Origin of the sequence: Tateyamaria sp. (assembly GCF_039940735.1) — a bacterium.
In the GTDB taxonomy this organism is placed as follows: Bacteria; Pseudomonadota; Alphaproteobacteria; order Rhodobacterales; family Rhodobacteraceae; genus Tateyamaria.
In genome coordinates, this window is record NZ_JBDVGB010000001.1 from 31,886 (window position 1) to 50,747 (window position 18,862).

The 18,862-nt window shown below is 56.1% G+C and carries 18 protein-coding genes and 1 pseudogene; 8 read left to right on the plus strand and 11 right to left on the minus strand.

The window, feature by feature from the left end; translation table 11 throughout:
* The first annotated feature begins 34 nt into the window (after positions 1–34).
* Positions 35–1,708: an adenylate/guanylate cyclase domain-containing protein gene (locus ABJF76_RS00180; protein ID WP_413819713.1), complete on the plus strand. Its 1,674-nt coding sequence runs from the start codon at positions 35–37 to the stop codon at positions 1,706–1,708.
* Between the two features lie 142 nt (positions 1,709–1,850).
* Positions 1,851–3,929: a bifunctional sulfate adenylyltransferase/adenylylsulfate kinase gene (locus ABJF76_RS00185; RefSeq protein ID WP_413819712.1), complete on the plus strand. Its 2,079-nt coding sequence runs from the start codon at positions 1,851–1,853 to the stop codon at positions 3,927–3,929.
* Between the two features lie 120 nt (positions 3,930–4,049).
* On the opposite strand, the gene ABJF76_RS00190 is transcribed toward ABJF76_RS00185, so the two are convergent.
* From ABJF76_RS00190 to ABJF76_RS00205, 4 genes are all read right to left on the minus strand, one after another.
* Entirely contained in the window at positions 4,050–4,919 is an 870-nt protein-coding gene (locus tag ABJF76_RS00190) for a PhzF family phenazine biosynthesis protein (RefSeq protein WP_413819711.1), read from the minus strand.
* On the minus strand, positions 4,919–6,010 hold the full coding sequence (locus tag ABJF76_RS00195) for a hypothetical protein (protein WP_413819710.1): 1,092 nt from the start codon (positions 6,008–6,010) through the stop codon (positions 4,919–4,921). The genes ABJF76_RS00190 and ABJF76_RS00195 overlap by 1 nt, the downstream gene beginning before the upstream one ends.
* A 4-nt stretch (positions 6,011–6,014) precedes the next feature.
* A complete protein-coding gene (locus ABJF76_RS00200) occupies positions 6,015–6,239 on the minus strand; it encodes a DUF1150 family protein (protein ID WP_413819709.1) in 225 nt (74 codons plus the stop codon).
* A gap of 99 nt (positions 6,240–6,338) precedes the next feature.
* The gene (locus tag ABJF76_RS00205; protein WP_413819708.1) at positions 6,339–6,749 is read right to left on the minus strand and encodes an Hsp20 family protein; all 411 of its coding nucleotides are present in this window, start codon (positions 6,747–6,749) and stop codon (positions 6,339–6,341) included.
* 159 nt (positions 6,750–6,908) lie between these two features.
* Here ABJF76_RS00205 and ABJF76_RS00210 point away from each other — a divergent pair, with 159 nt between their 5' ends.
* The 3 genes from ABJF76_RS00210 to ABJF76_RS00220 all read left to right on the plus strand — a co-directional run bounded on the left by ABJF76_RS00210 (position 6,909) and on the right by ABJF76_RS00220 (position 8,778).
* Entirely contained in the window at positions 6,909–7,133 is a 225-nt protein-coding gene (locus tag ABJF76_RS00210) for a YdcH family protein (RefSeq protein ID WP_413819934.1), read from the plus strand.
* A 90-nt stretch (positions 7,134–7,223) separates the two neighbouring features.
* Complete coding sequence (gene purE / locus ABJF76_RS00215) at positions 7,224–7,718, plus strand: 5-(carboxyamino)imidazole ribonucleotide mutase (RefSeq protein ID WP_413819707.1); 495 nt, start codon at positions 7,224–7,226, stop codon at positions 7,716–7,718.
* Positions 7,711–8,778, plus strand: a complete 1,068-nt coding sequence (locus tag ABJF76_RS00220) for a 5-(carboxyamino)imidazole ribonucleotide synthase (protein ID WP_413819706.1) — start codon at positions 7,711–7,713, stop codon at positions 8,776–8,778. The genes purE and ABJF76_RS00220 overlap by 8 nt, the downstream gene beginning before the upstream one ends.
* A gap of 8 nt (positions 8,779–8,786) precedes the next feature.
* Here the strand turns inward: ABJF76_RS00220 and ABJF76_RS00225 are convergent, their stop codons facing one another.
* Together ABJF76_RS00225 and ABJF76_RS00230 are read right to left on the minus strand one after the other, a co-directional pair.
* The gene (locus tag ABJF76_RS00225; protein WP_413819705.1) at positions 8,787–9,932 is read right to left on the minus strand and encodes an alpha-D-ribose 1-methylphosphonate 5-triphosphate diphosphatase; all 1,146 of its coding nucleotides are present in this window, start codon (positions 9,930–9,932) and stop codon (positions 8,787–8,789) included.
* A complete protein-coding gene (locus tag ABJF76_RS00230) occupies positions 9,919–10,701 on the minus strand; it encodes an esterase/lipase family protein (RefSeq protein WP_413819704.1) in 783 nt (260 codons plus the stop codon). The genes ABJF76_RS00225 and ABJF76_RS00230 overlap by 14 nt, the downstream gene beginning before the upstream one ends.
* Before the next feature lie 68 nt (positions 10,702–10,769).
* Here ABJF76_RS00230 and ABJF76_RS00235 point away from each other — a divergent pair, with 68 nt between their 5' ends.
* Positions 10,770–11,222 (plus strand): NUDIX domain-containing protein, encoded by a 453-nt coding sequence (locus ABJF76_RS00235; RefSeq protein WP_413819703.1) that lies wholly within the window; start codon positions 10,770–10,772, stop codon positions 11,220–11,222.
* Here ABJF76_RS00235 and ABJF76_RS00240 read toward each other — a convergent pair.
* Positions 11,182–12,039: a DMT family transporter gene (locus ABJF76_RS00240; RefSeq protein ID WP_413822474.1), complete on the minus strand. Its 858-nt coding sequence runs from the start codon at positions 12,037–12,039 to the stop codon at positions 11,182–11,184. The genes ABJF76_RS00235 and ABJF76_RS00240 overlap by 41 nt on opposite strands.
* Before the next feature lie 180 nt (positions 12,040–12,219).
* On the opposite strand from ABJF76_RS00240, the gene ABJF76_RS00245 reads away from it, so the two are divergent.
* A complete protein-coding gene (locus ABJF76_RS00245; protein WP_413819933.1) occupies positions 12,220–12,489 on the plus strand; it encodes a LysE family transporter in 270 nt (89 codons plus the stop codon).
* A 189-nt stretch (positions 12,490–12,678) separates the two neighbouring features.
* Here the strand turns inward: ABJF76_RS00245 and ABJF76_RS00250 are convergent, their stop codons facing one another.
* Complete coding sequence (locus tag ABJF76_RS00250) at positions 12,679–13,383, minus strand: hypothetical protein (RefSeq protein ID WP_413819701.1); 705 nt, start codon at positions 13,381–13,383, stop codon at positions 12,679–12,681.
* A 618-nt stretch (positions 13,384–14,001) separates the two neighbouring features.
* The gene (locus tag ABJF76_RS00255; protein ID WP_413819700.1) at positions 14,002–15,141 is read right to left on the minus strand and encodes a CobW family GTP-binding protein; all 1,140 of its coding nucleotides are present in this window, start codon (positions 15,139–15,141) and stop codon (positions 14,002–14,004) included.
* Between the two features lie 77 nt (positions 15,142–15,218).
* Between ABJF76_RS00255 and hisI the strand changes: the two genes are divergently transcribed.
* The gene (gene hisI, locus ABJF76_RS00260; protein ID WP_413819699.1) at positions 15,219–15,692 is read left to right on the plus strand and encodes a phosphoribosyl-AMP cyclohydrolase; all 474 of its coding nucleotides are present in this window, start codon (positions 15,219–15,221) and stop codon (positions 15,690–15,692) included.
* A 408-nt stretch (positions 15,693–16,100) separates the two neighbouring features.
* Here the strand turns inward: hisI and ABJF76_RS00265 are convergent, their stop codons facing one another.
* Positions 16,101–17,522: an amidase gene (locus ABJF76_RS00265; RefSeq protein ID WP_413819698.1), complete on the minus strand. Its 1,422-nt coding sequence runs from the start codon at positions 17,520–17,522 to the stop codon at positions 16,101–16,103.
* A gap of 187 nt (positions 17,523–17,709) precedes the next feature.
* A pseudogene (locus ABJF76_RS00270) lies at positions 17,710–18,854 on the minus strand (IS3 family transposase).
* Positions 18,855–18,862: the final 8 nt, after the last annotated feature.

The following is an 18,862-nucleotide window of genomic DNA, read 5'->3' on the forward strand; positions in this document are numbered from 1 at the left end:
ACGGTGTTACTCACGAAACCGTGTAGGGGGCGATATGGCAAACGAGCAGTGGCGTGGCAGTTGGGCAAGCCGAGTGCGGATCGTTTCCGGGCTGGTGCTGATGCTTTATGTGACGGTTCATCTGTTGAACCTTGCCACAGCGCTGATCTCGTTCGAGGCCTTTGATGCCGTGCAGCGCGTGCGGCTTTGGGTCATCCGGTCAATCCCGGGCACAACTGTCATTGCCCTTGCTTTAGCGGCGCACATGATTTTGTCGCTGGGCAAAGTCGCGCTGGCCCGCAGCCTGCGCATGCCGGCATCTGATCTTGTGCAGATTGTGCTGGGCCTGATCATCCCGCTGATCCTTGTCAGCCACGTCACCTATACCCGCGGTGCCCACGAGATTTTGGGCGTTCAAACCATGCTTGGCTACATGAACGCCTTGCTGTGGAACACTTGGAACGGTTGGTTGCAGGCGGTTTTGGTTGTTGTCACGTGGGGGCATGGCGCGATCGGCGTGCACATGTGGTTGCGCACCGTGCGTTGGTGGCAGGCGGCTTTGCCTTGGGTTTTGGGGCTTGGTGTGCTTATTCCAACGCTGGCGCTGCTTGGGTTTGTTGTATCGTCGCGTGCGATCACGGGCCTTTTGCAAGACCCTCGAGGCGAAGCCTTGGCGCACAGCGTTTGGCGTTGGCCGAACGAGGATGGGTTTGCCGTATTGGCCCGCATTGTAAGTGCAGGAACATGGACGGTCTGGGCCGTGCTTGGGCTGGTTGTTTTGACTTTTATTGTGCGCCGCCTCTGGTCTGCCGTGCATAAACCGATCCGCATACAATATGTCGACGGCCCGTCGGTGCGCGCCCCATCCGGGCAAACCCTGCTCGACACATCCCGTGAAAGCGGCGTGGCGCATACATCGCTGTGCGGCGGGCGGGGGCGCTGCACGACGTGCCGCGTGATCGTCGAAGAAGGCCTAGACGAATTGCCCCCACCATCTGAGGCAGAGCGGCGCACACTTGCATCTGTTGGCGCCCCGCCCAACGCGCGGTTGGCCTGTCAGATGCGGCCCCAGGCGCCGGTCACGGTTTTTCGCGTGTTTGCCCGCGACGGGAAACGTGGCCGCGCCCACGCAAGCCAAGGCAAAGAAGCCCGCCTTGCAGTGCTGTTTCTGGACATGCGCGGCTTTACGGCGCGCACCGATGGGCAATTGCCCTATGACGTCGTTTTTCTGCTGAACCGCTTTTTCGACAAAATCGTGCCACCGATTCTGGACGCGGGCGGCACGGTGGACAAATACATGGGCGATGGCTTGATGGCCGTTTTCGAAACGGACTCGCCCGAGACCTCGGCCCGGGCTGGGCTTGAGGCCGTTGTCGGCATCGCACAAGCGCTGGAACATTTTAACGCCACCTTAAGCACCGAAGGCAGCGACCCCGTCTCTATTGGGATCGGCCTGCATCTGGGCAATGTTGTGCTTGGGGAAATCGGTGCGGCCGGGCAAGCCCCGCGCACGCTTATCGGGGATACGGTGAATACGGCCTCGCGATTAGAAAGCGAAACCAAGGCCTTGGGCATTCAGGCGCTTGTGTCTTTGGACACACTAGAGGCCGCAGGGATCGCAACGCACCAAGATCAACTGGTGTCGCTGTCCCTGCGTGGGCGCGAAACCGCATTGCAAGCCCTGCCCTTTGCACAAGGAACAGAAGTCGCGCTTTTGAAGACAGTTTAATCAGCCCCAAACGCACCCTTTCAATCAAGCGTTGCGAATTAACCACTCTCGCGGAAATCCGCCAACCTGCAAAGTTTGTTCTTTCATGAACATACTTTCTATGGCATGCGTTCACTCGTGAACAAACCTTGTAACGAGTTCGATGACCAGCGCTGAAACCAAAGCCAGCCCAGACTACGAAGACCAGCTGTTCCGCTTATTGCGCCAGCTGGATGTCGCCCCTGGCGCATCGCAACGTGCGATTGCTCAGGCGATGGGCGTGTCTTTGGGTCGACTGAACGCTTTGTTACGCGACGCGACCGCTGCGCGGTTTGTTTCTGTCGATGGCCATGACGGTCCCGACAAACGTCAACGCTTTTCCTATGCGTTGACCACCCGCGGTGCAGGCGAAAAGAACCGTCTCACCGACCAGTTTCTTACCCGTAAGTTCGCCGAATACGACGCACTTTATTCGGAACTGACGGGCACAACATCTGGCTTTAACCCATTGAACTACAGGACTAAATTAATGGAAAACAACCTCGCACCGATCCCTGAACTGTATGTGTCTTATGACAGCGCGCAGAAATTGAAAGTCGAAGCTGGCGAATTGGTAAGCTGGGATTTGACCCCACGCCAAATCTGCGATCTTGAACTGTTGATGAACGGTGGTTTCAACCCGCTTAAGGGTTTCTTGACCGAAGCCGATTACAAAAGCGTTGTCGACACCATGCGCACCGCCGATGGCGCGCTGTGGCCCATGCCTATTACACTGGACGTGAATGAAAAATTCGCCGACAGCCTTGAAGTTGGTCAAGACATCGCCCTGCGCGACCAAGAAGGCGTGATCCTTGCGACCATGACCGTCACCGACAACTTCAAACCCAACAAAGCACACGAAGCCAAGATGGTATTCGGCGCTGACGACACAGCCCACCCGGCCGTCAACTACCTGCACAACACCGCAGGCGACGTATACTTGGGCGGCCCCGTGACTGGCATCCAACAGCCAATCCACTATGATTTCCGCGCCCGTCGCGACACGCCCAACGAATTGCGCGCCTACTTCCGCAAAATGGGCTGGCGCAAGGTCGTTGCGTTCCAAACACGCAACCCTTTGCACCGCGCGCACCAAGAACTGACTTTCCGCGCCGCTCGCGAAGCGCAAGCCAACTTGCTGATCCATCCCGTCGTTGGTTTGACCAAGCCCGGCGACGTTGACCACTTTACCCGCGTGCGCTGCTACGAAGCCGTTCTGGACAAGTATCCACAAGCCACCACATCCATGTCGTTGCTAAACCTCGCAATGCGTATGGCTGGCCCACGCGAAGCTGTCTGGCACGGTTTGATCCGTAAAAACCACGGCTGCACGCACTTCATCGTTGGTCGCGACCACGCAGGCCCCGGCTCAAACAGCCAAGGCGAAGATTTCTATGGTGCCTATGATGCGCAGGACTTGTTCCGCGAGCATCAAGAAGAAATGGGCATCGAAATGGTTGATTTCAAACACATGGTTTGGGTCGACGAGCGCGCCCAATACGAAGCCATGGACGAAATCACAGACAAAGACAAAGTCACGATCCTGAACATTTCAGGCACAGAACTGCGTCGCCGTTTGGCCGAAGGTCTGGAAATCCCTGAATGGTTCTCCTTCCCTGAAGTGGTCAAAGAACTGCGCCGCACCAAGCCACCGCGTAACAAGCAGGGCTTTACCGTGTTCTTCACTGGTTTCTCTGGTTCGGGCAAATCCACCATTGCGAATGCTTTGATGGTCAAGCTGATGGAAATGGGCGGTCGCCCTGTGACGCTGCTTGATGGTGACATCGTGCGTAAAAACCTGTCGTCTGAACTTGGCTTTAGCAAAGAGCACCGCGATCTGAACATCCGTCGCATCGGCTATGTTGCGTCCGAGATCACCAAGAACGGCGGCATCGCCATCTGTGCGCCTATCGCGCCTTATGCCACGACCCGCCGCGCTGTACGTGAAGACATCGAAGCGTTCGGCGCCTTTGTCGAAGTGCACGTTGCCACCTCGATCGAGGAATGCGAACGTCGCGACCGCAAGGGCCTGTACAAACTGGCACGCGAAGGCAAGATCAAGGAATTCACAGGTATTTCAGACCCATATGACGTTCCTGAAAAGCCAGAACTCAGCGTTGAAACAACAAATGTGGATGTAGACAACTGCGCCCACCAAGTTCTGCTCAAACTGGAAAGCATGGGCTTGATCTCCGGTCAGTAAAGACCAAAGCATTGCTAAAACGATAGGCGCGCCGCATGGCGCGCCTTTTTTCATGGCTACTTCGTCAATGGTAAGGCGCAGGTGCCCTGCGCCCCTGCCCTCACACCCGCGTCACCGCCCTCACAAATGCAGCGTGCCGCTCATTAGAATATGTGCATCACCGGCCACCACAACACCTGTGATCGCATCCCGCGCGCCCAAAACCTCGACCTGCGCCTTTCCCGGACGGCCCATCCCATGCCCCTGCTCTGCAGCAAATTGCGGCGCATCAATCAAGTTTTCGGCCCAAAGATAGGCTCCCATCGCCCCTGTGGCTGAGCCTGTGAACGGATCTTCTGCTGGACTGGGTGGTGCCAACAACAAACGAGAAAACGTATCGCCCATGGCCGTGGCGCCATTTAGCGTGACCCAAAACGGCTCCATCACATCCGTCCCCTCGACGCCCGAATAGGCGAGATACGCTCGAAACGCATCCATATCAAAGCGCACCGCTTCAAGCGTCGCGCGATCCCGCACGACAGTGATGCAAAACGGCAAACCTGTGGACGTAAAACGCGGGCGATGCAGGATATCACCCGGATCAATTCCGCCCACTCTCGCAACCACTTCGGCAGGAACATACGCGCCAAATTCGGGCGCGATTTGTGTCATGCGCACGGATGTCCCCGACACCTCAACGGGCACAATCCCGGCTTGCGTTTCTAACGTCAGCGCGCCATCGCCGATTAGCCCACGATGGCGCATCGCCGCCACCGTCGCCACTGTTGGATGGCCGGCAAATGGGATTTCCCGACTGGCCAAGAAATACCGCACCCGGATATCGGCCACATCCGATGGGCCGGTAAATGTGCACTCCACCAACGATGTTTCACGCACAAACGCCATGCACGTCGCATCATCTAACGCGGCCCCGCCATGCACCACCGCACAGCCATTGCCACCAAAGGCGCGGTCTGTAAACGCATCCACCCAATCAACGTCAAACGCCATCACTCACCCTTTCCAAATCGATACGCCGGAACCAAATTGCTCCTCAGCGTTTGGTATTCTTCCTCAAATGCATCTAGCGACATGTCAAACGTTGCCCGAAACGCTTCGTCCCAACTGTCCGCATAGCGCAGATTGCTGAAATATTCGAACAAAGTCGCACGGCCAAATCGTTCACCCAACAGAAAGACCGCGAATTGAGAAACGTCATAGTCAGACCCAATCGTCACCTTGTCGCGCAACGCCGACAATGGGGTATCATTGCCCAAAATGATCTTGCGTTGACGGCCCAATGAACGCTCCGAAAACCGGGTGACAGCGGCATAGTATTCTTCTTCCACCGTTTCCGCCGCACCTTCGACCAACCATTTTGGCCCCAAGGTGCGTTCCCCAGATGGTAAAATTGGGCGCGCATCGACGCCAGACAGTTCATTTTGCAATCCATGCGCATACTCATGCACAAAGCTGCGGGTATAAAAGTACCTATGTTCATCCGCCCAAGCCGCATCATATTCGCCGTCTGCTCCCCAGCAAAACAGCGCCATGTCGCGAAAGGCGATGGCACGCAAACCGCCATCCGTCCCACAGGGCATTGGGTTTTTTTCGAACCCCAAACGCGCGGATCCCTTGCGTTTTGTGCGCAGATCAATCGCCGCATCCTGTACAGTTGTGGCCTGATCCCCGACAATAAAAGCAAAACCACCGACAAGTTCCAATCCATACTGCCCCAGAAAAAAACTGCGCGCATCCGCATGGGCGCGGCGACTTAAATCTTCGGCGGCGGTCCCGATTAGGGCCTTAGGAACGACAACGATGTCAGGATCAAGCGCAGGCCAATAGGCTCGCAAACTCACATCTTTATCGCTTAGGCCACGGCACCATTCAAACGCCGTGCGCTGTGTCAAAGGGGGCAAGTCGTCACCTTGGACTGATTGGTTGGCAACCAAGCCTTCCGCACTCAACTGCCCATCGATTTGGCCAACATCATGGCCCAAAGCGTTCAATTGCGCCTGAATGCAATCGACATAGCCCTGCGCACTTGCCTGATGCGGCAAGATGGCCGCCAAAGTTACCGCTGCCAGCCATCCGCGCATAGGTTCAGTGCAAAGGTTGCGGCGCGTAATCGTTCTGGACAGCCAGCGCCAAGGCAAGCTTGCGATTTGCCACCAGCGCCAATTGCTGCCCTTCGGCGTCGTGCACGGCGAACAAATGATCAAGCCCATCCGCCTGATCCCGCACTTCGCGTGGTAAATCCGTGACCGCCACAGATTTTACATAGACCATACGCCCCACATCGGCGTTCACATCAAAAGCGTTATTCATAACTTGCCCTTTCTGTTTGTTGATCGCTTGAACGATCACCCTTTCGGGATGTTGATCGCCTAAACGATCATTCTTTCTGAGTGTCGATCGCTTGCACGATCAACCTTTCCGAATATTGATGGTCTGGACAACGGTGTCCGGCATCGACCGCGTCAGATCCACATGCAGCAGCCCGTTTTCCATAACCGCCTCTCCCACATCTACGCCCTCTGCCAAGACAAAGCTGCGTTGAAATTGACGCGCTGCAATGCCGCGGTGCAAAAAGATGCGCCCGTCGGTGTCGTCCTCTTGCCGCCCCCGGATCACCAATTGGCGGTCCTCGACGGTGATCGACAGATCTTGTTCGGCAAACCCGGCGACAGCCAATGTGATCCGGTAAGAAAAGTCTGATGTTTGTTCGATGTTAAATGGCGGATACCCTTCGCCGCCCTTGGCTGTGCGTTCCAGCAACCGTTCTAACTGCTCAAATCCCAACATATGGGGATAAGAGCCAAAAGTCATTTTCGTCATGCGACACGTCCTTTTAGATTAAGCGACCGTCAGTGGCCCACCCCGATTTCGGCGGCGGTTGTTATGAATATGGTGAGATAAATGCGATGGAACAAGGGGTATGCGTATCGCATTGGTGTGATTATATTAGGGGCTCTGCAACTGAACGGAATCGCCCCTATGAACGCCCCCTCGGATCTGTCGATGAAATCCGACGACGTCTTGCGTTACGAGCTCGTAGTGTTCCGTGCCGAACACAGCGATCTGGATGCCGCTATTCGCGCCTTGCAAGAGGTCGGGACAAGCGATCAATTGACGATCCAACGTCTCAAAAAGAAAAAGCTGGCGCTCAAGGATCGGATCGCCAGCATCGAAGACCGCTTGACCCCTGATATCATTGCTTAATTTTTGCCATACCGCATCGCGTTGACACCCCATTGCCAGTAGGACCGATCTGGCTATAGTGCGCGTTTTGAAACACACGGGGCTTTTCCCATGACAGACAAATCCGCCCCCGTCGGCATCATTATGGGCAGCCAATCTGACTGGCCCACCATGCGCGAAGCGGCGCAGTTTCTTGACCAGCTTGACGTGCCTTATGACACGGCCATCGTGTCCGCCCACCGCACGCCGGATCGGTTGTGGGACTATGGCAAGTCTGCCGTAGATCGCGGCCTACAAGTGATCATCGCGGGCGCCGGTGGTGCTGCGCATTTGCCCGGCATGATGGCATCCAAGACCCGCGTGCCCGTAATCGGCGTGCCGGTTCAAACCAAGGCCCTGTCGGGCGTGGATTCGCTCTATTCCATCTTGCAAATGCCGCGCGGTTTTCCGGTGGCCACCATGGCCATTGGCGCGCCGGGTGCTGCCAATGCGGGCCTTATGGCGGCAGGTATTCTGGCGCTGTCCGATCCAGCTTTGGCCCAGCGGCTTGATGCTTGGCGCGCCGCCCTTTCGGCCTCGATCCCTGAGGTGCCACAAGATGACTGATGCCCTGCGCATGGGCGCGACCATCGGGATTTTGGGTGGCGGGCAATTGGGCCGCATGTTGTCGGTCGCGGCCAGCCGCCTTGGCTTTCGCACCCATGTGTTTGAACCGGGCGCGAACCCGCCTGCCGCAGATGTGGCGCATCAGCTGACCACCGCCCCTTATGAGGACACAGATGCATTGGTTGCCTTTGCTAGCACCTGCGATGTCATCACCTACGAATTCGAAAATATCCCCACCGTCGCTTTGGACGCCTTACAAGATCACGCACCGATCCGACCCGGACGCGAAGCGCTGCGCGTGTCCCAAGATCGCCTGGTGGAAAAGGATTATCTGACAGCTTTGGGTCTGCGCACGGCCCCCTATGCCGATGTACCTGATGCGGACGCTCTTGCCACGGCATTGGCCACAATTGGTGCACCCGCAATCCTGAAAACCCGCCGCTTTGGCTATGACGGCAAAGGGCAAGTGCGCATAAATGCCATGCCCGTGGAACCGGCTGTGCTGGCAGACATGGGCGATGCGCCGGCGATCCTTGAAGGGTTTGTCGATTTCAGCCACGAGGTGTCTGTCATCGCCGCGCGCGGTGTCGATGGTGCGGTTGCGTGCTTTGACCCCGGCGAGAACGTACACAGAGACGGGATTTTGCACACCACCACCGTTCCGGCCAAACTCAGCGCCAGCCAACGCATGGACGCGATCCTTATTGCGGCCAACATCCTGAACGCGCTGGATTATGTTGGCATTTTGGGGGTCGAATTGTTTGTGACCCCTGCTGGCCTTGTGGTGAATGAAATTGCGCCGCGCGTGCACAATTCGGGGCATTGGACCCAAAATGGATGCGTCGTGGACCAGTTCGAACAGCACATTCGCGCAATTGCCGGCTGGCCTTTGGGTGACGGCAAACGCCATGCAGATGTGGTGATGGAAAACCTGATCGGTGACGACATGGACCGCGTGCCAAACCTTGCGCGCGAGGCCAACACAGCGCTGCACCTATATGGCAAGGCCGAAGCCCGTGCCGGGCGCAAAATGGGCCACGTCAATCGGGTACAAACGTAAGGCGGGTTTTAACCCGCTGCCACGAAACGCTCTGCCACATCGCCAGACATAAAGCTAACACGCCCACCTGCGATGGTCGCCGCCACCCGGTCGGCGCTGTCCAGTACTACGATGTCAGCGCGCTTGCCCGGCGCTAATGTGCCGCGATCGTCCAATCCCAGCACAGCCGCAGGCCCGGACGATACCAGCGCCCACGCGGCTGCCAAATCCATCAAGCCAGAGCGCGCCAACATCAACGCAGCACGGCGGGGGCTGGGATAGTGGTAATCCGAAGCAAGTGCATCACACAGCCCCATCGTCACCAGATCCAAGGCCGACACATTCCCTTTGTGCGACCCTCCGCGCACCACATTGGGTGCACCCAGAACCACATGGCCATTCGACGTTTTGGCCGCCTCTGCAGCGTCTTGAGTTTCGGGAAACTCTGCGACCTCAACGCCGCGTGCCGCCCATGTGGCCCATCCATGGGCGGTATTGTCATCATGGCTGCCGATACGTGCGCCACCTGCCTTCAACGCCGCACAAAGTGGATCAAGCAGCGTTTGCGCCTGCGCCACATTGGCGTGCAGTTCAAGCAGCATCTGAAAATGCGCCTCGGGGTTGCGCCCGGCTTTCAGTGCCTGCCCGGTCAAGCGCGGCGGCTTGCGCCCTTCGGCCAAACGGTCATGGGGCAAATGGTCGTTAAACACGATATATTCGACACCCCACTCCGCGACCTTCGCGGGCAGATCAGTGTACAGATCAATCAGGCTGACCTCAAACCGCAATTGCGGACGCACGTCAGTGACAAGGGTGCGCCCCACATCGCGCAAGGTGCCAAAGACCTGATCCGCAAATTCCAACCCACGCAGCCCCCCTTCCCAACTGACAAATTGCGCCAAAACGCCAGTCGTGATGCCATTGGCGGCCAACTCGGCCTCAACAGCGATCAAGCCTTCGGCCATCTGCTTCATCGCACCGCGCCGCGGTGCCACGTGGCGTTCAAACCCGTCGCCATGCACATCGATGATGCCCGGCAACACGCGTAAGCCGCTCAAATCGACAGCCTTGCCTGCCGGTGTTGCCGAAATCAGCCCATCAGCCAGTGATAAAGCTGCCGTGCCAAGGCCGCTTGGGTGCAAAACCTCTGCCCCGACCAGATCAATTTTTAACATCCCCACCTCCGCGCAAGCAATCACCTTCAGAGCAACCCAACTGGTTTAAGACTTCGTCGATCCAGCGAATGTCGCGATCAAACGCGCCGGTGCGCAAAAAGGTTATCGTTTGGGTGATTACATTGGGATTGTTCATCATAAACGTATGCGTCACCGGAAAAACGATGTGATCCGTCATACCGTCAACCCTTGTGGAACGGACCGACACCTTGCCATCATCCGGCCCTTCCAACAACGTTGAGAAATAGGGGTTCAACGATTGATTTCCAGCAATGACCCCGACGGGAAAATCGACAGCAGGCAATTGGCGCGGCAGGCTGTTCGCCCCTGTGCCCAACTGCTTACCCGCCGGACCATTCAACCAGCCAAAGGCCTCAATGTCACCCAAGGCATCCACCACCTCGCTGCCCTGATTGGGTGGCCCCATCATCACAACACGCCCCAGCGATGACGGAACCGCATGGTCGGCAAACCACTGGCGCACCAGAATGCCCCCCATCGAATGGGTCACAAAGTGTACAGTGTCATCACCGCAGGCCTTAAGAGCGCTTGGCATCACGTCGGCCGCCAAGGTCTGGACCGTTTGCGATGTTGATGGATACCCCGGGCGCACCACGTCATAGCCTTCGGCGCGCAACGCGCCTTCCATCACCACAAGCGACGTTTCACTGCGCGCCAAGCCATGAAGCAAGATCACACAGTCCGCATGTGCAATACGGGGCAATGCACCCGCGACCAGCAGGGCAAAAAGGGCAGCAGTTTTTTTCATAAGACTTGAGATAGTGCCTAACTCGCGCCTATGGAATGGCAAGCCGCCCTTAGCCGGAAGATAAATCCATGCGTCCCAAATCACCCCGCCTCGCCGTACGCGCGATAATCGTCGAAAACGACCGCCTGTTGATCGTCAACGCATGGCCCGACGGTCAAAGCCCCCTAATGTGCGCGCCCGGTGGCGGAGCAGAGGTGCATTCCAGCCTGCCCAATAATTTGATGCGCGAAGTGTTTGAGGAAACCGGCCTGCGCGTCACCGTTGGTGCGCCCTGTTTGGTCAATGAATTTCACGACCCCGATGGGCATTTCCATCAGGTGGATGTGTATTTTCATTGCACGATCACGCCAGACAGCCCCCGCCCCGACACATGGCGCGACACAGAAAATGTCGTGACCGATCAACGTTGGGTGACGCGCGCAGAATTGGAACAAACACCGCATAAACCCGACAGCCTAGCCGATGTGGCATTTGGTGGGGCTAGTCTGCTTTACGATCCGCTGGAACCGCTGGTGAAGTGACCGCCAAGGCAATCCCACCCAGCACCAACACTGTGGCCAGCACGATGGTCAGCGTAATCGCCTCGCCCAGAAACAACGCCCCCGCCGCAATCGCAATGATCGGAACACTTAGCTGGACAACAGGCGCGCGCTGCGGACCAACGTCGGGCAACACGTAATACCACAGCGCATAACCAAGGCCCGACGTCACAGCCCCCGACAGTACCGCCAGCGCAATGCCAAGCGGGGCCGCGTGCAAACCAGATCCCAAAAGCAACACCAGCAACATCGGTGTAGCGACCACAAAATTGGCGCCCGTTTCCGCAAGGGGGTCTTTGGCCCCTTTGCCAGCCAAAGTATAAATTGCCCAGCCAAGGCCCGCGACCACCATAAGCGCCGCGCCCACTGCATTCGTGCCCGCACCGCCATCTGTTGGCCAAAGCGCCAGAACCAGACCCCCAAAGGCCACGGCTGCACCAATTAACTGACGCACCGAAGGCGCCGCGCCTCGTAGTGCCGACCAGCCAAACATCACAACCTGCACTGTGCCAAACAAGATCAACGCGCCAAGGCCCGCATCTAAGGTCACGTAGGCCAGCGAAAAGCCAATCATATAAGCCGACAAGCTTGCCGCGCCCAAAAGCCTGCCCTTCTTGGCGATGGGCAAGCCACCACCGCGCACGGTCAAGATTGCGCCCAAGGCTACCGCACCTGCCACCACACGGATCATCGCAAAACTTGACGGATCAATACCGCCTGCATCGACAGCCAAACGATTCAGCACCGAATTGGCGGCAAAGGCGGTCATGGTGAGGGTGGTAAGAAGGAATAAACGCATGCGAGCGGGGTACGCGGAATGGTCTGTGGCGTCCAGTCACAGATGCGGGAAATTGGGATGGTGAGCGTGGACAACGTGTGCAGCGTATGGTGGCTTGGAACCGATATTGCAATCTTGTTGCTTTACGGCGAAGGTCCGGCCGCAATTCAGTCATGAGAATAAAATGCGCATGCTTTTCTCATCGCTTTGAGCAATCCCAAGGCGATCCTCATTTTAGGGGCATTTTTCCCGCACTTCGTAGTTTTAGAAAGCTGCTGGCAGAGTTACGCGATGCTGGCGGCGGCGTTCTTGCTGATGGAAGCTGTGGCAATCTTTGCCTATGCTCTGGCAGGTCAATTTGACTCTAACTTCGCTTCGGAGAAACTGCCAGCCATGCAGCAAATACCAGGTATCACGATGTGCATCTTCGGAATTCTGTTGCTAATCAGCCCCCAGCTATCTCGTGCATAGTTGAGCTTCGGGCAGCAGCGGTGCAATGGCGCTTCGCTCGCAAAGCCACCGATTACGAAACCGCAAGTGAAGGCCGCTTCGTTCATGTCAAAACGATAACAGCCTTCAGGCTTGCTGTAAGAACCCCCGCCTCTCTCCATACACAGCGTTTCTGTGCGCCTAATGGGGTGAAACGCGGAGGTGTCTCGATCAGTTTACGGCAAAACAATACAACAAGCCGGCCCCGCCAGAGCTGGCTAAAGCCTTATCACTGCAACCGCGCGAAGGGTGCGATGAATTCCACGACACGAAATTCCGCGATGCCAGCGGCCCAGAGCGGTCGTGGTGGCCCACGATGGCAGAGCCTGCTTCATTGCTCGTCCAATTGCCGCAAGTTGTATCGCCGCCCGCAGTGGAGAAATAGCCGTGTGAATCCGATCCGGTCAGGATGTCATGTTTGGTTGGGCGTGTGCCGCGTTTGTTGATCGAGTTCCCATTCTCATCCAGGCCCGATTCAAAATTGATGTTCACATCATCCTCGTGCAGATGTTCAACATCGTTGGCAATCAGTTCGCCCTTAACATTGTACCACGGGCCTGATCCGATCCGATCGCGCGCGTTGACACCTTCAGTGATCTGAGGTGGGCCTTCGCTGCTGCGGTCAATGATCATGCTGCTGCTCAGGTACGCCGCCCATTTTTTTGTCGAGCCAGCAGCACTCGCAAGCGTACCACAATGGGCATCCGCACCCTCCAAGCCACCGAAATTGGCGCCATCACCAGTTCCGACACTTGTGATGAAAAACGACATTTTATCAACATCGTTCGCCGATTGTGCATTCGCGACCACAGCACTTACGCCAATCGATAGCGTGAATGCAGCCAGGAAAGTTGTGCGCTTCAGAATTATGGACATGGTGCGGCTCTCTATTCAAGAATTTACGTCTTAGACCGTAGTTTTCCATTTTGGGACGGTCTAGCATGGGCCAGATCACATAAATGTCAGAGTGGAATTACCAAGCCGTGGCGCAGGTATGAAAAGATTAACTGCTTTGGCGTTCGCTATACTCACTTCGACTTAGTCTGAAAATTGCGCCGGTGGTTCGGATGATATTAGCGCCATTGTCTGCCAATTGATAAAGTCTGACCATCAACGTTGCGGGCGCCCGATCCAGTTAAGATCACCAGGCAAACACGCGAACAACGGATACTTGTGTGTTTCTGTACTTTCTGAAACCAGCCCTCGCAAATATCCCAACGCCGGCAGGAAAGTCCCATACAACGGACATCCATACCAACGCACAATATTAGTCTGGTTCTACCCGACTTTGACAGAAAACCATCTGTGCTCTTGTGACAAAGGCCCCACGAGGGGGCCTTTGTACTAGCGTGTTACGCTTATTTGCCGAAAGCTCTGTGCTTCCCCTTTCGGGATCGTTTGCCATGCAAACGACCCTGTCGGGTTACGCGCATCTGCCTTTGGCAGATACGCTTACATCATGCCGCCCATAGGGTTAAATAACCGTAACATATATCAGAACGGCATCTCTGCAGTTTGGACCATCATGCCTTCTGTTGCCACGTCGACTTCTTTGGGTTGCATACGCAGCAGTTCAAGGCTGGCCGCGAGGTCTTCTGTACTCATGTCGCGCGCAATAACCACAACCCGACTTGTCGTGCCCTCACCTGTCCAAGACTCAAGCGGAACTGGCGCATCAAAGATGTGTTGAACCCCATGAAACACAAAAGGCCAGTCAATGCCTTCGACATGTACGATCCCTTTCATGCGCAGGATGTCGGGGCCTTTCAGCGCGATCAATGTATCGAGCCAGAAGTCGAACACATTGGCCGGGATCGGTTCTTGCACATCAATCGATGCCGAGTTGATCTTGTGGTTGTGATGTGCGGGCGATTGGTTTTGGATGAAGGGTAAAGTGACTGGTTGGACTTGTTTTGGAGTGAAACCAGAAAGCCCCACCAAAGGGTCAGGTTGAAGTACGCCAACCCCTAGCCAATTTGAAACCTCGTCAGTGGTCACAGTTGAACGCATGGCTGATAACCCAAACAAGACGCCGGGTGGAACACGGCCATGGTCTGCTCGAATACGTCGTGCCGAACCGTTAATCCCCGCGATCTGCGTTTCAAACCGCGCAAGATCAATCGTTGAAACTAGATCCGTCTTGCTCAGAATAATGAGGTCCGACATCGCAATCTGATTAACCGCCTCACTTTGCTGTTGAAGTATCCCCGCCCCCGTTGCGGCATCTGCCAGCGTCACAACGCCGTCCATTCGAAAACATGGGCCGACAAGTTGATCCACAACCAAGCTGTGCAAAATAGGACCAGGATCAGCTATTCCAGTTGTTTCGATGACGATGCGATCAAACGCCAAAGAGCCATTTTTCCGACGCGCAATGAGCTTGCCCAACGCCTCCAGTAAATCGCCGCGGATAGAGCAACATATACAGCCAGACTGCATGAGAATGGTTTCTTCGGTGGATTCTTCGATCAGATCATGATCAAGCCCCACATCCCCAAACTCGTTCATGATGACTGCAATCCGGCCTGCCTCGGGATCACGGATCAGATGGTTGAGTAAAGTCGTCTTTCCTGCGCCCAAAAAGCCGGTCAGCAAGGTGACAGGTATGCGGTCATCTGTGGTGTCCTTGGTCATTCTTCCCCCTTTACATTTCCAGCATCTTACGCGAATTGCATTTATGTTATAAAGTAACACTCCACAAGGTTGGACACATGGCCACAGTCAAATTTCAGTTTCGTCATTCGGTGGAGCAAGTCGAAGAGGGTACAGATTTTGCGCCCAAGTTTGATGTCGATGGTTTGATGCCCTGCATCACCAGCGACGCGCAGACTGGCGAAGTGCTGATGTTGGGCTGGATGAATGAAAAGGCGCTGCGACTGACGATTGAAACGGGGGAGGCACATTACTTTAGCCGGGCACGTCAGGTTCTTTGGCACAAAGGTGCCACTTCGGGTCTTGTTCAAAAGGTCATGGAAGCGCGGATCGATGACGATCAGGATGCAATCTGGTTGAAAGTAGATGTGTCGGGGTCTGGGGCATCTTGCCACGTGGGCTATCGATCCTGTTTTTACCGCGCAGTGCCGACAGCAGAAAACGCAGGCCAACCGCTGGTATTTCTGGAAGATAAAAAGACCTTTGACCCAAGTGAAGTCTATGGCGATGCACCGAACCCAACGCAGCTCTGATCTTCTTTGGATCCAGCGCGCCTTGTGCCTTGCTGAGGCGGTGCGCGGTCATGTTTGGCCAAATCCACCCGTTGCGGCAATATATTTTGACCAATCAAGCAGCTTGGAATTGATAGATAAGTCATGGAGTTAGCGCTTCGCCAGAAAGCCCATTCTATTTGGCATATCCAACGTGTGAAACGTCTTGTACGGGACCGCATTGGTGGCGGGGCACAGTGCCTTGTTTCTGTACGTGAAGCGTTTTGCACGGACCCAGGTTGCGAAGGGCCCGTAACTGAAATCCGAATAGTCACTCTGGGCCTTCAAGAGATCAGAGTTGTGGTTCATGGACGCGTTTCTGAGGTTTCAGGCACTGATATAGCCCGCGCAATTTGACAGGCCGTCATCAAACATTGGGCCCGTTGAACGTTAGGGGAAGTCGGCCCAAAGAGTTTCGCACGCAGGCGCGATTGTTCCCTCAATCGCTTGCATCGCATCCACGATCAAATCCTCTCGCCATCTGCGCCCGGCGATTTGCACCCCGATTGGCTGAGCGCCACCTGGCAGTTCAGCAATATGTGTCGGTAAGTTGCCTGCGGGCAGTCCCAAGAAGTTCATAATGAAGGACCAATGCGCACCACCCAGTGCGTCCTGTACGCCTGCCGGCCCTTCTGCATCGCGACCGGGCGAAAAGAACGGCTTGAGCATGAACGGTGTCAAAACCAGCGGATAGTCTTCTAAAAAGAGCGACCACTTGCGCGCATAATGGGTGCGCTGCGCCAGCATAGTGAGTAACTCGGTGCCCTCATAGGGCGGAAACTGCCGGTAGTATTCTTCGAAGATCGTGTTGAGTTCGGTTGAGCCATACTGATGGATATCTGGGCCAATCAACGCATTAACCTCACCCAATAACGCCCGATATCCGACTTCTCCGGTTTCGCGAGCCAGGGGCGGATCCACCGCTTCTACGGAATACCCGGCATCCGAGAGCGCGGATGCCGCCTTGTCGAGCGCAGTCGCCACGTCCGAGTGAACCCCAAAGCCAAAATCCTCGCGAGAGACAGCGACACGAATGGGGTCTTTTAACGGTTCTCCGCGCCAGGGCATCGGCACGTGGAATGGATCACGCGGGTCAGCCTCAATCAAGGCAGGCATGGAAAGGTGAAGATCGCCAGCCGTCCGTGTAATTAAGCCCTGCACTGACATGGATTGCGCGAGCAACCCTCGCTCGGCTTTCTGGCTCGGGTTGAAGGCAGGCACACGTCCCAGACCGGGTTTGACTGTCACTGCCCCATTGGCAGAGGCCGGAAACCGCAGCGATCCGCCAATGTCGTTGCCGTGGGCCAGCGCACCAATTCCGGCCATCACCGCAGACCCGGCACCACCAGAGGACCCTCCGGCAGAGACATGGCGCCCCCATGGGTTATGGGTCCGCCCGTAAAGCGGGTTGTCAGTGTCTGCGCGGAACGAAAATTCAGGCGTGTTGGTGCGCCCGATCACAATGGCACCCGCTGCCTTGAGGTTCCGCACGACGGGCGCATCATCATGTGCGATCATATCTTTGAAAGCAGCCACACCATTGGATGTGGCGTGCCCCTTTTGATCCACATTGATCTTGATCGTCACCGGCACGCCATGCAGCGGTCCCTTTGGTCCTTCTTTGGCATCAAGCGTCTCGGCTTCTGCTCGTGCCGCATCGGCCAGACTTTCGACCACCGCGTTCAGGTTTGGGTTAACCTCTTGCATCCGTGCAATCGCGGCCTCGGTGGCCTCGATCGCTGTCAGGCTGCCATCTTTCGTGGCGGATGCGATCTTAACCGCGCTCCATTGCCATAATGGTACTTTGCTCATGACCTGGTGTCCTTTCCCTTAGGTGGATGAAGTCTTTAGCAAACCCATCATCAGCGCAGAAAACTCATCAATGTTGCTGTCCGTAATCTGACAGGCCGCATTCTTTGCCATGCCAATGTTTGCCTCGTTTTTCATCTCGCACGCAAGCGCCTCGGGCGCTACCGAACACTGAGGTGCCCCTAGTTTCCTAGACACCTGCCTTTTTCAGTTTGAGCTGTCTGTCTTCGAAGTCAACGGGCGACAGCATGCCGTTGTTCGTGTGCTTGCGTTTGGGATTATAGAACAGCTCGATGTATTCAAACACATTGCGTCTGGCTTGATCCCTTGTCCGATACTTATGCCGCCTGACTTTCTCACGCTTCAGAAGCTGAAAGAAGCTCTCGGCCACCGCGTTGTCATGGCAGTTACCGCGCCGGCTCATCGAATGTTCCAGATTGTGCTCGCGAAGGAACGCCGCCCACTCACGACTTGAAAACTGGGCACCTTGATCTGAGTGGATCAGCAGTCCTGACCCGGGCTTGCGCCGTCAGATCGCCATCAGGAGTGCTTGCACGGCGAGTTCCGAGGTCTGCCTAGACTGAACAGCCCAGCCTACCACACGCCGCGAGAACAGGTCGATAACGACGCAGAGATACGCAAAGCCCTCATACGCTCTGATATACGTAATGTCGGTGACCCAAGCCCTGTCCGGTGCATCGACCGTGAACTGACAATCCAGAGTGTTGTCTACGACGACAGACGGCTTGCCGCCATATTGCCCAGACTTCTTCTTGTAGCCGATCTGCGCTTGAATGCCTGCAAGGCGGGTCAGGCGTGCAACACGGTTCTCAGAAATAGCTTCCCCCATATCGATCAGGTCGTCATGGATTTTGCGATACCCATAAATCTTGCCGCTGGCTTTCCACGCACCTTTGATCAATGCGGTCTGGCGTTCATCCTCTTGCGAACGATGGCTTAACGGTTCCTTAACCCAAGCGTAGAACCCGCTGGGGTGAACACTCAGCATCTTGCACAGAACACGGACGGGATGTTGCCGGCGATGCGCGTTGATAAACGCGTACCTCACTTTGCATCTCTGGCGAAGTACGCGGTGGCCTTTTTTAGGATGTCACGCTCCTCGGTAACACGCGCCAATTCTTTCTTGAGGCGCCTAACCTCGGCTTCTTGGTCCGTTTGCCTCTGAGGCCTCGAAAATTGTGCCATCCAAGTGTACAGTGACTTGGTGCTAACCCCGAGCCTCTCGGCCACATCCTTGACCGAATATCCGCGCTCAGTGACCTGAGCCACAGCATCAATCTTGAACTCGTCTGAGTATCGAATTTGCCCAGACATTTGGACCT

Bases quoted from the DNA above. Each gene is read 5' to 3' on its own strand.
- ABJF76_RS00180 (WP_413819713.1), top strand. From the start codon at position 35: ATGGCAAACGAGCAGTGGCGTGGCAGTTGGGCAAGCCGAGTGCGGATC.
- ABJF76_RS00185 (WP_413819712.1), top strand. From the start codon at position 1,851: ATGACCAGCGCTGAAACCAAAGCCAGCCCAGACTACGAAGACCAGCTG.
- ABJF76_RS00190 (WP_413819711.1), bottom strand. From the start codon at position 4,919: ATGGCGTTTGACGTTGATTGGGTGGATGCGTTTACAGACCGCGCCTTT.
- ABJF76_RS00195 (WP_413819710.1), bottom strand. From the start codon at position 6,010: ATGCGCGGATGGCTGGCAGCGGTAACTTTGGCGGCCATCTTGCCGCAT.
- ABJF76_RS00200 (WP_413819709.1), bottom strand. From the start codon at position 6,239: ATGAATAACGCTTTTGATGTGAACGCCGATGTGGGGCGTATGGTCTAT.
- ABJF76_RS00205 (WP_413819708.1), bottom strand. From the start codon at position 6,749: ATGACGAAAATGACTTTTGGCTCTTATCCCCATATGTTGGGATTTGAG.
- ABJF76_RS00210 (WP_413819934.1), top strand. From the start codon at position 6,909: ATGAACGCCCCCTCGGATCTGTCGATGAAATCCGACGACGTCTTGCGT.
- purE (WP_413819707.1), top strand. From the start codon at position 7,224: ATGACAGACAAATCCGCCCCCGTCGGCATCATTATGGGCAGCCAATCT.
- ABJF76_RS00220 (WP_413819706.1), top strand. From the start codon at position 7,711: ATGACTGATGCCCTGCGCATGGGCGCGACCATCGGGATTTTGGGTGGC.
- ABJF76_RS00225 (WP_413819705.1), bottom strand. From the start codon at position 9,932: ATGTTAAAAATTGATCTGGTCGGGGCAGAGGTTTTGCACCCAAGCGGC.
- ABJF76_RS00230 (WP_413819704.1), bottom strand. From the start codon at position 10,701: ATGAAAAAAACTGCTGCCCTTTTTGCCCTGCTGGTCGCGGGTGCATTG.
- ABJF76_RS00235 (WP_413819703.1), top strand. From the start codon at position 10,770: ATGCGTCCCAAATCACCCCGCCTCGCCGTACGCGCGATAATCGTCGAA.
- ABJF76_RS00240 (WP_413822474.1), bottom strand. From the start codon at position 12,039: ATGCGTTTATTCCTTCTTACCACCCTCACCATGACCGCCTTTGCCGCC.
- ABJF76_RS00250 (WP_413819701.1), bottom strand. From the start codon at position 13,383: ATGTCCATAATTCTGAAGCGCACAACTTTCCTGGCTGCATTCACGCTA.
- ABJF76_RS00255 (WP_413819700.1), bottom strand. From the start codon at position 15,141: ATGACCAAGGACACCACAGATGACCGCATACCTGTCACCTTGCTGACC.
- hisI (WP_413819699.1), top strand. From the start codon at position 15,219: ATGGCCACAGTCAAATTTCAGTTTCGTCATTCGGTGGAGCAAGTCGAA.
- ABJF76_RS00265 (WP_413819698.1), bottom strand. From the start codon at position 17,522: ATGAGCAAAGTACCATTATGGCAATGGAGCGCGGTTAAGATCGCATCC.